We start from the raw sequence: 13,981 nt of genomic DNA on the forward strand, positions 1-13,981 counted from the left end.
AGCCTAAGTAATTTTCCATTTAATTTAACATTTTTTTAGTAAGTTTGCAACGGTTAAAAACTGCATGTAGGTGGTATCATAAACAAACTTCAAAATGAAAAATAAAATATCCACGGGGCTTCTTATTGCTATGCTTTCGATCGCCGCTTCGGCATTTGCACAGCCGGGCACAATTGACACGACTTATGGCATCAACGGAAAAGTATCCAATAATCTTGGCGGCAATGCCGGTGCAAACGATTCTGTGTTGCAACCAGACGGCAAATTAGTTACTGTTGGGCAAACCTATTCGATTGCTCCAGGCTCCTCATTCTTGATTGCACGTTACCTTACAGATGGTAATCTTGATGCTTCTTTTGGTACAAACGGATCAGTAAGTGTTTTAGGAGGCGATCATTGCATGGCAGAAAGTGTAGCGTTACAGGCCGACGGTAAAATTGTGGTCGTAGGGACTGCTTTACCTGCTCAAAACAGTAACCTTAGCAGCAACATGATGATTGTCAGATACAATACTGATGGGACTTTAGACAATACGTTTGATGGAGACGGCATCAAAATCATTGAACTGGATTATTCCCAGAGCCTAAACGCTGTATTGATTCAGGAAGATGGAAAAATTATTGCAGGCGGCCTATTTACGATACTAAGCAACCCAAATATGGACACTCCGGGACTTATCAGGTTTAATTCTGACGGAAGTCTCGACACGACTTTTGGAGTCGATGGCTACGTGTACACCGCAGGAATTTACAGAGGCGAAATCACCGATATGCAATTTACTGACAACGGAGCTATCATTGCTGTTGGGCGTACTTTCATTATCAGCAAGTACCTAATCATAAAATATGACAGCAACGGGCAGTTGATCAATTCTTTTGGCTCAGACGGCACCGGATTTGTCGAAGTTGCCCTAAACCAAATTGCCGATTTGTTCAATTGTGCCATAGGAACTGATGGCTCCATTTATGCCAGCGGCGGTACTTTTAATGGAACAAAATACAATGCTTTCATGGTTAAATACCATTCTGACGGAACAATTGACCCTACTTTTGCAAACAACGGAACACTGATAAAAGATTTTGGTAATGTAAACGGTGTGCCTATTACAAGCTTTGCATACGGAATTGCCTTTGATAAAAACAACCAGCTCATTTTGGCTTTAACTTATGGAAAGCCTACGGATTATGATTTTGGTCTTCAAAGTTACTCTAAAGAGGGCATTCTGAACACTTCATTTGGAACAAACGGACTATTTTCAACAACCTTTGGAAGCGGTCATGAATACGTGAGGACCATGGTGATCCAGGAAGACAATAAAATCATCCTTGCCGGTGATAAAGGCGAACAGGTTTTAGTAAGGGTCAATAATGATCCCCTGTTATCGACAAATGAGGCTGTAGCCAATGACAATAAAATGTATGTAAGCCCAAATCCGATTACTGAAAATTCGGCTTTATTTTTTGAGCTTCAAAAACAATCAGTAATAACTGTCGATTTGTTTGATGCAAAAGGGTTAATGATTCGCAAATTACTCAGCAATCAAAACTTTCCGAAGGGGCAAAATATCGAAAAGAACACCGTACTGCAATTCAACCTTCAACAAGGCATTTACTTTTTGAAAATTTATGTGGACAACAAATATTTAAAAACACTAAAAATTGTGAAATAACATTCTTAGCAGTTCAATAAAATCCACAACGAAAAATCTAAAAAATAAAAGCCGGGAATCTCCTGGCTTTTATTTTATCCAATTTCAAATTTACGCTTCATTTACCCAAACCTACCATTGCCTTAGTTTCATTTCAAATCCTCCGGCATCATTTCTACATTGGCTTAAATTTAAAAAAACAAGCTCATGAAAAAAATGATCACAATCGCAGCCCTGATGGCATTCACATTGGCAACTGCACAGTAATCAAAAGAAAATCCTGTTTATGGATTTACAAAAAGCACTATTTTTATCGAAGGCCAGCTATCATTTTCCAGTGGCAAAACGACTGCTGAAGAAGAAGGAATAGACCGTGGCGAACAAAAATTAAGCAGCATTACTTTTAGCCCGAAAGCCGGTTATTTTTTTACAGATAAACTGGCAGCGGGAATCGGGTTTTCGATCCTCAGTGGCAAACAAACCACGACACGCTTTTCTAATGTTGTGGGCGAACCTGACGATGTTCAGGAAATGAAAGGAAATGGCTTTGCTGCCAATATTTTTGCCCGGTATTATTTCCTGAAACTCGGCAAGCGCTTCGATGCGTATACCGAACTCGGCGCCGGTTTCGGATCCATAAAAGAGAAAGAAACAAAAGACAATGAAACAGAATCTACGACTGTAAAAGGCGTTAGCACAGCCTTAGACTTGGGCATCAATTATTTTGTAACGTCCAAAATCGCGATCTCGTTTACGCTTGCCAACGTTTTAGAATACAGCAACATGAAAATCGAAAACGATCAGGATCATTCAAAGGCAACAATTTCAGGCTTTAGCGGCGATTTAAATGTATTTAAAAACTTTTTTGATACGCCAACTTTCGGATTGCAATATAAATTTTAAGCAGGTTGCATTTGGATATCCGAAATGAAACCTGCTTAAAATGCTTTTTTATTTGCAAAGGCTGATTTCTTTTCCACTGTCTGAATCAGAGAATTTTAGCAATAATTTGCCATCAACATACACTTCGTAACCGGCTTTTACCGGCACTTTTGTTTTGTCGTTGGCATTGTATTTTGATACCGATGAAGAACCATCTGCACGAACCGTGACTTCAACGGTTTTAGAGCAATTATTTTTGAGGTACACGTCAAAATAACCGCCGTCAATGCTGTGAAATGCTGGGGCAGCCTGTAAAGTTGAAAACGCGAATAATAAGAAAATGCCGAGTTGTTGGATTTTTTTCATTGGATGTAAATTGTTTTAATAGCTATTTAATGCTTTTCTTCTGAAAGCTTAGCTCACGAATATATGGATTTTTAGTTTGTCCGACGAAAAACAAATAAAACAATCGTATATTTGAATTTTACAAACTTCGCCTCATGAAAGACTTTGCCAGCACAACGCTCGATAAATTTTACCAGGAAGCGGCCGCATTTACCGGAAAAGACATCAGCACGATTTTGCCGCCCGGCATCAACAAAGAGATCGGGCATTTCAATGTATTCGATATTGCCGAAACCATCGCAGCGGTCAAACGCAAAGCTACGATGCCGTACAACCGCCGCGAGTATTACAAAATCAGCCTGATTCGTGGGAAAAACAGGACTGAATATGCCGATAAGGTTATCGATATTGAAAAGAATGCTTTGCTGTTTGCCACGCCAAAAGTGCCTTACCATTGGGTTCCGCAGGATTTAAACCAGTCGGGGAGTTTTTGCATTTTTACAGATGAATTCCTGATCCGGAATAAAAGCGGATTGGTACTCGACGAACTTCCAATATTTCGCTCCGGCGGCTATCCCGTATTCCAGATTACCGATGAAGAAGCCGATGAAATTGCAGTGATTTTCCAGAAAATGCAAAAGGAAATCAGTTCTGATTATGCTTATAAATACGACCTGTTGCGCAATTATGTAATCGAACTCATTCACCACGGCCAGAAGCTACAGCCGGTAACGACTTTATATTCGGGCAACAACGCTTCTTCACGCGTTGCTTCCTTGTTCATCGAATTGCTCGAACGCCAGTTCCCGATTGAATCACGCCACCAGAAACTCAGCCTGCGCACGGCTCGCGATTATGCAGAAAGGCTTGCGATACACGTCAATCATTTAAACAAAGTACTTAAAGAACATACCGGCCACACGACAACCGAAATTATCAACAACCGTGTGTTGCAGGAATCAAAAATCCTGTTGCGGCAAACCGACTGGAACATTTCTGAAATCGCCTATTCTTTAGGTTTTGAGGAAGTCGCGCATTTTTCAAACTTCTTTAAAAAACAGGCTACCGTTGCGCCTTTGGCTTTTCGTTCGTAATGTGATTTGAATTTTACAAAAAACGGATTGATGCTTGCAAACAACCGCACTGACTTTATGCCGACCTTTGCCTTATCAAATAATTAAATTCAAAATCAACGATGGAAGCAAAAACTAAAATTGCACTGGTTACCGGCGGAAGCCGCGGACTGGGCAAAAATATGGCAATCAGCATTGCAAAAAAAGGAATCGATGTGATCCTGACTTACAACAGCAATAAACAGGAAGCTGAAAATACCGTGGCTGAAATCCAGGCATTGGGCCAAAAAGCAATCGCATACCAACTCGACACTTCGAACATCAAATCTTTCGATGCCTTTTTCAAAGAAGCATCTGCTCATCTCGAAGAAAATACCGGAAGCCCAAAATTCGATTTCCTCATCAACAACGCAGGTACGGCTTTGTATGCGCCATTCGCAGAAACCACAGAAGAGCAGTTCGACGGCGTGATGAACATCCATTACAAAGGGGTATTTTTCTTCACCCAAAAAGCATTGCCTTACCTGAATGACGGCGGACGCATCGTTAACATTTCTTCGGGACTGGCGCGTTTTTCTTACCTGGGTTCGTCTGCTTACGGATCAATGAAAGGTGCTGTCGAAGTGCTCACAAGATACCTCGCCAAAGAATTGGGAAGCCGCGGCATTGCTGCCAATGTCGTCGCGCCGGGTGCCATCGAAACCGATTTTGGCGGCGGACATGTACGTGACGACAAAGAAGTCAACGACCAGATCGCAAGTTTCACGGCACTCGGACGTGTTGGTTTGCCTGGTGACATCGGCGGTGTCGTTGCCTTTTTATGTACCGATGAGGCCAAATGGATCAACGGCCAGCGCATTGAAGTTTCAGGCGGAATGAGCCTTTAATCTTTCCATCCAAAAATGAAGCCCTTTCTTTCGGAAGGGTTTTTTATTGTCATTATATCATACAAGAATTAATAGAAATTCGAATAAGCTCGTTTGCGAACTTTCATTAACTTAGTGCTGCAAAAAAGCAATTATAAAACAGAAACCTAACCTCTTGAAATCCGATAACGACAATAAAGATTATTTTTTTCTTCAGAACAATAGTGAATGCACCAAACTCATACGCAATTTTAACTGGGAAACTACGCCACTTGGAAGCCCGGAAAAATGGCCTGTAAGCTTGCGCAGTACATTGGCCATGATGCTGTCTTCGCAATTTCCGATGTTTGTCTGGTGGGGCGAAGAACTGATACAATTTTACAATGATGCGTACCGCCAAAGCCTTGGCGACAACGGAAAACATCCTTTAGCCATCGGGCAGCGCGGTGAAGATTGCTGGCCTGAAATATGGGATTTTGTGTATCCAAAGATCCGGAAAGTACTTGATGAAGGTGAAAGTTTCTGGTATGATGATTTGCTGCTGCCTATTTTCCGCAATGGCAAGCTTGAAGATGTATACTGGACGTTTAGTTACAGTCCGCTTTACGGCGACGACGGAGCCATCAGTGGTGTAATGGTCATCTGCAATGAAACCACTGAAAAAATCAGCGACAAACGCCGGCTCGGAGATGACAAGAACGAACTTGAATTCGCGGTTGAAGCGGCTGAACTCGGCACTTGGGATTTAAATCCGGAAACCGGTGCGTTTACCGCCAATGCACGTTTAAAAGAATGGTTCGGCTTAAAGCCTGAAGAAACCATTCCGCTTCCGCTTGCCACAAGTGTCATTGCAGAAAAAGATCGCGAACGGGTCAATTCGGCTATTTCCAAAGCATTACAATCCCAATCCGGCGGACATTACGACATCGAATACAAAATCATACATCCCATTACTGGAAACGAACGCATCGTAAAGGCCAAAGGAAAAGCCTTGTTCAATGACGAAGGAATTGCAAAACGTTTCAACGGAACGCTACAGGACATCAGTGAAGAACGTAAAAACCAGGAATTATTCCGATCGATTATCGAACAGGCACCGGTTGCGACAAGTTTGTTTGCAGGAAAAGACATGGTCATTGAGGTTGCGAACGATATCATGCTGGGGTATTGGGGTGTGGATGTTTCAGCGATCGGAAAACCATTGGCAGAAGCCATTCCCGAATTGATCGGGCAGCCGTTTTTACAGATATTGGATGATGTCTATACGACAGGAATTACTTATACCGATAAAGCGGCGCCAGTCAGATTGGTATTGAATGAATCCCCATCCACTTATTATTTTGATTTTACATACAAAGCGTTAAAGGATGCGCGCGGAAAAATTTACGGCGTCATGAACATGTCTGTAGATGTGACTGAACAAGTGCTGCTGCAAAAACACGCCGAAGAAATCCAAAGGCAGGTTTTGGAATCGTTCGAACAATCACCTGTTGGCATTGCAACGATGGATTCGGACAACCTGGTTTACCGCACGGCAAATCCTTTTTACGGCCAACTGGTGGGGCGATCGCCTGAAGCACTCATCGGCAAGCCTATGTTTGAAGCGATACCCGAAATTAACGGGCAGGGTTTTGACATTCTGATCAACGATGTCATTGCAACCGGAATTCCATTTATAGCAAAAGAAGTCGTGGTTTCGATCAGAAGAAACGAACAATCTGAAAAAATATACGTTGACCTTACCTATCAGCCCCGGCGCAACGCCTCGGGAAAAATCACAGGCATCCTGATCGTTGCGATTGATGTGACACAGCAGGTTTTGAGCAGGCATGTCATTGAAGACGCACAACTGGCGCTGAAATCGACTGTTGACCTCGCCAAACTCGCCACTTGGAACCTTGATTTGCCTTCGGGGATTTTTAGTTATTCAGACCGTTTCCGGAACTGGCTCGGACTTCCCAATGAAATTTCTTCTATAGAAGCTTTTTACCAAATCCTTTCCAAAAAAGACAGTGAAAACCTTAAGCATGCCATTGCCTCCATATTAAATCCGGAATCCGAAAGCCTGAGTGTTTTTGAATATGAAATTACAAACCAAACGACCGGGCAAAAACGCATCGTATCTGCAAATGCACAAATATTTTATGATGCCGACGGCGAGCCCGAACACATCAGCGGAACAGCGCAAAATGTAACCAAAGAACGCAAACTCCAGGAAGAATTGAAATTCCTGGTCAAAGAACGCACACTCGAACTGGAATCTGTCAACCACAACCTGGAGCTTAGCAACCACGAACTCCAGCAATTCGCGTATGTCGCTTCGCATGATCTGCAGGAGCCGGTACGCAAAATCAGTGTGTTTATCGAAATGCTTGAAGCTACTTTAAATTCGGTTGATCCAAAAGCAAAAAATTACATTGACAAAATTAAATCCTCCTCGGGGCGCATGAGCAACCTGATCCGTGATGTATTGAGCCTTTCGCAATTGTCTAATGTGATTCCGGTTTTTGAGCGTGTCGATCTCGGGCAAATTACAAATGAAACACTGACAGAACTTGAACTTGTCATTGAACAAAAAGGCGCGACTGTAAACGTTTCCGGACTTGTACCAATTGATGCCATTCCGTTGCAGATGTCACAATTGTTTGGAAATTTAATTTCGAATGCGCTAAAATATTCGCGAACGGGAATTGCCCCTGAGATTTCGATAACTGGTAAAATCCTGTCGGCAAAAGAAATCAAATTTTCGCCCGGAAATCATTCCAACTGGCTTCAGGTCGAATTTAAGGACAACGGAATCGGGTTTGACCAGCAGTATGCCGAGAAGATTTTCAATATTTTCCAAAGGCTGCATGCGAAGCAGGACTTTGCAGGAACCGGGATTGGTCTTGCCATTTGCAGGAAAATCGTACAAAACCACAATGGTTTCATCAATGCCCAATCGGTTGAAAATGAAGGCGCGGTTTTTACGGTCACGCTTCCGATGCACCAGTTGTAAGCAATTTGAAAATGGCATTTGATTTTTATTGGAAATCGGTATATTTGCGTTACCAAACAATAGCTTGTGAAAACCATATTTCTAATCGATGATGATGCCGATGACCGGGAAATTTTCCAGGAAGCCCTGTCTGTCATTGAATCGGACACTTCGATCAACTTTCAGGAAGCTGAAAATGGTGCAGATGCTTTTGTCAAACTTAATGATCCCGATACACAAAAACCCGACGTGATCTTCGTCGACCTCAACATGCCAAAAATGGACGGAAAGGAATTTCTGATGGAAATCAAGAAACAACCTTCTTTTAAAGATATTCCTGTCATTATTTACAGCACTTCTGCAAATAAATCGGATATTGATTTTACGTTGCAGCACCATGCAGAAAAGTTCATGACAAAACCCCATTCCATATTCGATTTAAAAAAAGAATTGGAAAGTACCCTAAGGCAACTCCTCGGAATTTAATCCGGTTATTTGCCAGTTCTGTTTGCAGCTTCGAGAATGCAGGCTGTAACCAAAGCGCCAAAAAGATAATAACCCACAGTCATAGCGCTCACCTTATCATTTTTAGCGACAGGTTTGGGATTCAGTCCCATCGGTTTGGGCAAAGCGATCGCTCCGGTTCCTGCCGTGAGTCCGAGTGCAATTGCCTTTGGCCAGATGCGTTTTGGATTTCCCGCACCGATCATACTATAATACAACGCATTGCTAATCAAATCTGCTCCAAGCGTAGGCAAATACAATTTCTCTTTTTTAATGTGGCTGCCGCCCGCATATTCAATGCCTTTTTGCAGCGCTTCTTCTCCTAAAATGTCGATCCGTGGCGTGTCATTACGGAATTTTTTCATGGTTTCATGAAGTATGTTCAGTGCAACGGCGCCGCCAAGCCCGGCAAGCATGTTTTTTAAAGTGCCCATCTTTTTATTTTTTATGGATTACAGAATCCTTTCTTATAAATTTAAGGCATTCAGAACTATTTTAGTTTCAATAAAGGCGTTCAGAATTGTATGTTTAAAACATTTATTGGGTAAATCAAAAAAAAAGCTGTAACCTTGAAGTTACAGCTTTCGTTATGCGTGATTTGTATTTAAGATTTTATAAATTCCAATAAATCTTTATTGATCGTTGCCGCTTCGGTTGTTGGCATGCCGTGCGGAAATCCCGGATACGAAATCAGTTTTCCGTTTTTCAGCAGCTTAACCGCTTTTGCGCCCGTAAGCGGAAATGGAACAATCTGGTCGTCTTCACCGTGCAACACAAGAACCGGAATATCAACGCTTTTCAGGTCTTCTGTAAAATCGGTTTCAGAAAATGCTTTGATACAGTCATAATGCGCTTTTACGCCGCCCATCATGCCCTGGCGCCACCAATTGTCGCGCACGCCTTGTGATATTTTTGCGCCCTCGCGGTTGTATCCGTAAAAAGGCATCGTGAAATCCTGGAAATACTGAGGCCTGTTGAATGCCGTGCCTTCGCGGATCTCATCAAAAACCGACATCGGAATGCCATCGGGATTGCTTTCAGATTGCGCCATTGTCGGGGTTACGGCACTAATTAATACGGCTTTTGCGACGCGGCCTTTTACGTACTTCGCCACATAACGGATCACTTCACCTCCACCAGTCGAATGCCCGATATGGATCGCGTCTTTAAGGTCGAGTGCTTCTACGAGTTCAGCTACATCAGCAGCATACGTATCCATGTCGTTTCCGTTTGCGGTTTGCGTAGACCTGCCATGTCCCCTTCGGTCGTGTGCGATGACACGAAACCCGTGGTTTAGGAAGAACATCATCTGCCCATCCCAGTCATCGCCCGAAAGTGGCCACCCGTGATGGAAAACCAATGGCTGTCCTGTTCCCCAGTCTTTGTAATAAATTTCGGTACCATCTTTTACTGTAATCTTTCCCATTTTATAAAAGTTATGTTGTTGATAAGGACTTAAAGATAGTTATTTTTTAAATCGGAACGACGCGATAAAAGTTACGATGCTGTTATGATTTGTACTGAAACATCTTAAATCCTGCACCTCAATCCTTTCTGATATCTGCAAAAACCCGAACCTAAAAACATGCAATTAAATGCCCGCAAACCAAATGCAAGGGCTACTTTTGCAAAAAAAATAAAACCATGGGTACCTATAAAAAACACAACCTGATCCTGATTCTTGGCGCCCTGACAGCACTTGGCCCATTTTCGATCGACATGTACCTTCCGGGTTTTACGGCGATTGCCGCAGATCTTGGAACAACTGTAAATAAAGTATCACTGTCTTTGTCGAGTTATTTTATCGGGATTTCTGCCGGGCAATTGTTATATGGCCCGCTGCTGGATCGTTTTGGCAGAAAGCGACCACTGTATATTGGATTGGCTGTTTACATTTTAGCCTCACTGGGATGTGCTTTGACCAATGATATTGATGTATTGATCGGTTTGCGTTTCATACAGGCCGTTGGAAGTTGTGCCGCAGCGGTTGCTTCGATGACCATGGTGCGCGACCTTTTTCCGGTTGAAGACAGTCCGAAAATCTTCTCGCTGCTGATGCTTGTCGTTGGGCTTTCGCCGATGCTTGCGCCAACAATCGGCAGCTATGTCATTGCCGGATTGGGCTGGCATGTCGTTTTCCTTATCCTGATGTGTATGGGAATTGCGGTGCTGCTCGCGTCGCGCTTCGGGTTGCCGCATACGAGAAAGCCCGATCCTTCAATTTCATTAAGCCCAAAACCGATCTTATCTAATTTTGCTTTGGTGCTGAGAAACCCACAATTTTATACCTATGCATTTTCAGGTGCGATCGCATTTTCGGGATTGTTTACGTATGTTGCCGGTTCGCCATTGCTGTTCATGGACATCTTTCATGTTTCTGAAAAAACATACGGATGGATCTTTGCATTCATGTCGGTGAGTTTCATTGGCTCGAGCCAACTCAACTCTGTGCTGCTCAAAAAATACACCAGCCAGCAGCTCGTTTTCATTTCGCTGTCGCTCCAATGCTTGATCAGTCTGGTTTTCCTTTTGGCCGCGATGAACGGATGGCTCAATTTATACGGAACCATTGCGATGCTGTTCCTGTATCTTGGCTGCCTTGGCTTGTCAAACCCGAATACTGCAGGTTTATCGCTTGCCCCATTTTCTGAAAATGCCGGGAGCGCATCTGCCCTATTGGGCGCGTTGCAACTCGGGCTTGGTGCTTTGGCATCGGTGGCCGTTGGTATTTTTGTAAAAGAAACCATGGTGCCGATGGTTGTGATCATGGCTTGCAGCACCGCATTGGCTTTGATCGTTCTGCTTTTCGGAAGAGGAAAAATAAAATTACCCGCAGCAGCAGAAAGCAGCACAGGTTTCATGCATTAATTCGCAAGGAATTTTCAGATTATCATTCCACGCTAACGCAACGCAATGCTAAAATGTTTAACTTTAGAATCCGGCAAAGAATCACGAATATGATAGCACTATTGCGTAAAACAGCCTTTATCCTGCTTCTGGCCTTCGGAATCCAATCGGCATTGGCGCAGTTAGAACGCCCGAAAATCGGCCTCACGCTCAGTGGCGGTGGCGCAAAAGGCATTGCACATGTTGGGTTGCTGAAAGCGATCGATTCGGCCGGGATCAGGATTGATTACGTTACCGGAACAAGCATGGGTGCCATTGTGGGCGGACTTTATGCGGTAGGTTACAGCGGCGATGACATCCTGCAAATCGCAAAGAAGCTTGACTGGGCGTCTTTACTTTCAAATGACCCGCAGCTGGCTACCATTAACTTAAAGGAAAAAGAAGATTCCGGACATTACATTGAGCTGCCTTTAATCAAGGGCAAACTGGCTTTCAAGCGCGGTTTTATTGAATCCAATGAACTGTGGCTGCAGCTTGCCGAATTGTATTATCCCTTTTATAAAGTCACAGATTTCAGCCAGTTTGAAAAAGGATTCCAATGCATTGCCACCGATGTCGTCAATGGGCAAATGGTCGTTTTAAAAAAAGGGAACATTGCAAATGCCGTACGCGCCAGCATGGCGATCCCATCGGTATTTACGCCCGTTGAGATTGACGGAAAAGTACTTGTTGATGGCGGGATCGTGCGGAATTTCCCGGTTTCGAATGTTCGTGACATGGGCGCGTCGATTGTCATCGGAAGTGACGTTTCCGGAAAATTGGATCCGGTCGAAAAGCTGCAATCGCCTTTGGACGTGATGAGCAGGCTTCCATTTTTTAATGCGGTTGCTGATCTTGAACAACAAAAAAAAGGGGTCGACTTTTATACGGATTATCCGCTTACGGAATACGGCTCGGCAAGTTTTTCATCGGCAGCACAAATTATGAAAATCGGCCTTGAAAAAGGAAAGCAGCTTTATCCTGCGCTCAAAAGATTGAAAGATTCGCTTGACAATATTTACGGAAAACAGCCCATGCTTCCAGTTGCCACAACAACAGATTCCATTTTTATTTCCGATTACGACGTGCGCGGATTGCCTGCTGAAGAAGCGGTTTCTTTTACACAGCTCATCGGCTTTTCGCCAAAATCCTATTATACGGCAAAAGAATTGGGTTCCGGAATCCGGGAAGCCTTTTCAACACGCGCCTACACGAAGATCAATTATTCACTTTTGCCTTTGCAAGATGGAAGTGCCAAAATTGTATTTGCCGTCGATAAAGCGCCGACGACATTTACGCGGTTTGGCATTCATTACAACACGACAACCGGCATTGCGCTTAAAACAGGATTTGTCAAGAAGGGTTTTTTAACCCCATTTTCAACGGCTTCATTCGATTTTTCAATCGGGGAAAACCCAAGAGCCAAAGCCGGATTTTCAAATTATCTGACCAGAAACAGAAAATTCCTTGCACAGCTGGAAGCCACGATTGAAACCATCGATATCAACACTTACAATCCTGAATTTTCAAGAACCGGGCTTTACAACCAGGGCAGCCAGAACACCGATTTGCAAATCCTGTGGCAGCCTAAAAACAACTGGGCAATTGGCATTGGAACGGGGCTGACTTATGTCGCATACGAACCTAAAATCGTGTCGCAGATTGAGGCCAATGGAAACCTGCACTACTTCATTTCTTATTTCACGCTGAACCACAACACGTTAAATACCCAGATTTATCCGTTTCGCGGCCGTCAGTTTTTCATGAAGGCTGGCGTTATTTACGGACAAAAACTCGATTTTACGATTTATCAGGATGGCAATGTTTTGGCAACCGACAAGGCTTTATTCTTCAATTCTAATCCTTATACCCAATTAAAAATTTCCTTTGACCAATACTTTCCTGTCGGCAAAAATGCGTTTTTCATCCAATTGCAATCGGGCATGAATTTCAATTACAAGCAGGCGGTCATGAATGATTTCGTTATCGGCGGCTTAACGGATGTCATCAGGAACCAGGTGACTTTTTCGGGCCTTCCGGAAGCTTCGATCTTTACTGCGAGCGCAGCCAGCCTAAAGTTGGGTTATCAGCAGGCCATCATCAACAATTTATTCCTGATCGCAAAAGTAAACGGTTTGTATTATGATTTTGTTGAAAGCAGCTTCCGGTTCAATACGGGCGAAAAACACGGCATTGGCTACTCGCTAACTGCCGGTTACCGCACCTTTTTAGGGCCAATTGAGGCGAGTTTAATGTATAGTGACTTCAATAAAAAAGTGCTTCCGTATTTTAACCTGGGTTATATTTTAAGCCTCGATAAATAATAAACGCGGGTATCAGTTGATCATTTGTATTATAATACCTTCATCATCGCTTCCCTTTCATATACTTCTTTACGCAAGCCGCTGCTCGAAAAACGGTGGTTTCTTTCATTATACAACAGTTTGATCTTTTTACTTTCGCAATAGGAACGCCCGGTAAAATCTTTTTCCTGGTATTCGATGCCGATGATGCGCATGTCAATGTGGTAGGCGCGCAAAATGTCCTCAAGATCCTGTTCTGTCGTATACGGAATAATTTCATCGACAAATTTACAGGCTTTAAGCTGGATGTAACGCTCAACCACCGATTGTGTGGGCTTGTTTTTCTCAGGGCGGTCGATCGTCGGATCGGTTTGCAGGCCGACAATCAGGTAATCGCAGGCCGATTTTGCTTCTTCAAGCATTTTGACATGTCCGGCATGAAGCAGGTCGAATGCGCTAAAGGTAATGCCGACAGTGGGTTTTATGGTTTTCATAAT

The 13,981-nt window shown here is 43.3% G+C and carries 12 protein-coding genes; 8 read left to right on the forward strand and 4 right to left on the reverse strand.

Going from position 1 to position 13,981, the window contains the following annotated elements:
- Positions 1–94: 94 nt before the first annotated feature.
- Together BLS32_RS09870 and BLS32_RS09875 are read left to right on the forward strand one after the other, a co-directional pair.
- Positions 95–1,669, forward strand: a complete 1,575-nt coding sequence (locus BLS32_RS09870; protein ID WP_091394928.1) for a T9SS type A sorting domain-containing protein — start codon at positions 95–97, stop codon at positions 1,667–1,669.
- Positions 1,670–2,014: 345 nt separating this feature from the next.
- Positions 2,015–2,551: an outer membrane beta-barrel protein gene (locus BLS32_RS09875; RefSeq protein ID WP_255314674.1), complete on the forward strand. Its 537-nt coding sequence runs from the start codon at positions 2,015–2,017 to the stop codon at positions 2,549–2,551.
- A gap of 48 nt (positions 2,552–2,599) precedes the next feature.
- Here the strand turns inward: BLS32_RS09875 and BLS32_RS09880 are convergent, their stop codons facing one another.
- Positions 2,600–2,896, reverse strand: coding sequence for a hypothetical protein (locus tag BLS32_RS09880; protein ID WP_091394933.1), 297 nt, complete (start codon positions 2,894–2,896; stop codon positions 2,600–2,602).
- A 134-nt stretch (positions 2,897–3,030) separates the two neighbouring features.
- On the opposite strand from BLS32_RS09880, the gene BLS32_RS09885 reads away from it, so the two are divergent.
- The 4 genes from BLS32_RS09885 (at position 3,031) to BLS32_RS09900 (ending at position 8,277) form a co-directional block, all read left to right on the forward strand.
- Positions 3,031–3,969: a helix-turn-helix domain-containing protein gene (locus BLS32_RS09885; RefSeq protein ID WP_091394936.1), complete on the forward strand. Its 939-nt coding sequence runs from the start codon at positions 3,031–3,033 to the stop codon at positions 3,967–3,969.
- Positions 3,970–4,070: 101 nt separating this feature from the next.
- Positions 4,071–4,835, forward strand: a complete 765-nt coding sequence (locus tag BLS32_RS09890) for an SDR family NAD(P)-dependent oxidoreductase (protein ID WP_091394939.1) — start codon at positions 4,071–4,073, stop codon at positions 4,833–4,835.
- 154 nt (positions 4,836–4,989) lie between these two features.
- Positions 4,990–7,812 (forward strand): PAS domain-containing sensor histidine kinase, encoded by a 2,823-nt coding sequence (locus BLS32_RS09895; protein ID WP_091394942.1) that lies wholly within the window; start codon positions 4,990–4,992, stop codon positions 7,810–7,812.
- 66 nt (positions 7,813–7,878) lie between these two features.
- A complete protein-coding gene (locus tag BLS32_RS09900) occupies positions 7,879–8,277 on the forward strand; it encodes a response regulator (protein WP_091394945.1) in 399 nt (132 codons plus the stop codon).
- Positions 8,278–8,282: 5 nt separating this feature from the next.
- Here the strand turns inward: BLS32_RS09900 and BLS32_RS09905 are convergent, their stop codons facing one another.
- A complete protein-coding gene (locus BLS32_RS09905; protein ID WP_091394948.1) occupies positions 8,283–8,729 on the reverse strand; it encodes a hypothetical protein in 447 nt (148 codons plus the stop codon).
- 170 nt (positions 8,730–8,899) lie between these two features.
- A complete protein-coding gene (locus BLS32_RS09910; protein ID WP_091394950.1) occupies positions 8,900–9,721 on the reverse strand; it encodes an alpha/beta fold hydrolase in 822 nt (273 codons plus the stop codon).
- Positions 9,722–9,939: 218 nt separating this feature from the next.
- On the opposite strand from BLS32_RS09910, the gene BLS32_RS09915 reads away from it, so the two are divergent.
- Complete coding sequence (locus BLS32_RS09915; RefSeq protein ID WP_091394953.1) at positions 9,940–11,163, forward strand: multidrug effflux MFS transporter; 1,224 nt, start codon at positions 9,940–9,942, stop codon at positions 11,161–11,163.
- Positions 11,164–11,252: 89 nt separating this feature from the next.
- Complete coding sequence (locus BLS32_RS09920) at positions 11,253–13,505, forward strand: patatin-like phospholipase family protein (RefSeq protein WP_170227595.1); 2,253 nt, start codon at positions 11,253–11,255, stop codon at positions 13,503–13,505.
- A 29-nt stretch (positions 13,506–13,534) separates the two neighbouring features.
- Here BLS32_RS09920 and BLS32_RS09925 read toward each other — a convergent pair whose 3' ends face one another.
- Entirely contained in the window at positions 13,535–13,978 is a 444-nt protein-coding gene (locus tag BLS32_RS09925) for an adenylyltransferase/cytidyltransferase family protein (RefSeq protein ID WP_091394958.1), read from the reverse strand.
- Between the last annotated feature and the right edge of the window lie 3 nt (positions 13,979–13,981).

It is taken from the genome of Flavobacterium noncentrifugens, from assembly GCF_900100375.1.
GTDB lineage: Bacteria > Bacteroidota > Bacteroidia > Flavobacteriales > Flavobacteriaceae > Flavobacterium > Flavobacterium noncentrifugens.

What these genes read in the sequence shown, in the direction of transcription:
- BLS32_RS09925 (WP_091394958.1), bottom strand. Translation starts at nt 13,978, where the DNA reads ATGAAAACCATAAAACCCACTGTCGGCATTACCTTTAGCGCATTCGAC.
- BLS32_RS09905 (WP_091394948.1), bottom strand. Translation starts at nt 8,729, where the DNA reads ATGGGCACTTTAAAAAACATGCTTGCCGGGCTTGGCGGCGCCGTTGCA.
- BLS32_RS09870 (WP_091394928.1), top strand. Translation starts at nt 95, where the DNA reads ATGAAAAATAAAATATCCACGGGGCTTCTTATTGCTATGCTTTCGATC.
- BLS32_RS09885 (WP_091394936.1), top strand. Translation starts at nt 3,031, where the DNA reads ATGAAAGACTTTGCCAGCACAACGCTCGATAAATTTTACCAGGAAGCG.
- BLS32_RS09880 (WP_091394933.1), bottom strand. Translation starts at nt 2,896, where the DNA reads ATGAAAAAAATCCAACAACTCGGCATTTTCTTATTATTCGCGTTTTCA.
- BLS32_RS09915 (WP_091394953.1), top strand. Translation starts at nt 9,940, where the DNA reads ATGGGTACCTATAAAAAACACAACCTGATCCTGATTCTTGGCGCCCTG.
- BLS32_RS09890 (WP_091394939.1), top strand. Translation starts at nt 4,071, where the DNA reads ATGGAAGCAAAAACTAAAATTGCACTGGTTACCGGCGGAAGCCGCGGA.
- BLS32_RS09920 (WP_170227595.1), top strand. Translation starts at nt 11,253, where the DNA reads ATGATAGCACTATTGCGTAAAACAGCCTTTATCCTGCTTCTGGCCTTC.
- BLS32_RS09910 (WP_091394950.1), bottom strand. Translation starts at nt 9,721, where the DNA reads ATGGGAAAGATTACAGTAAAAGATGGTACCGAAATTTATTACAAAGAC.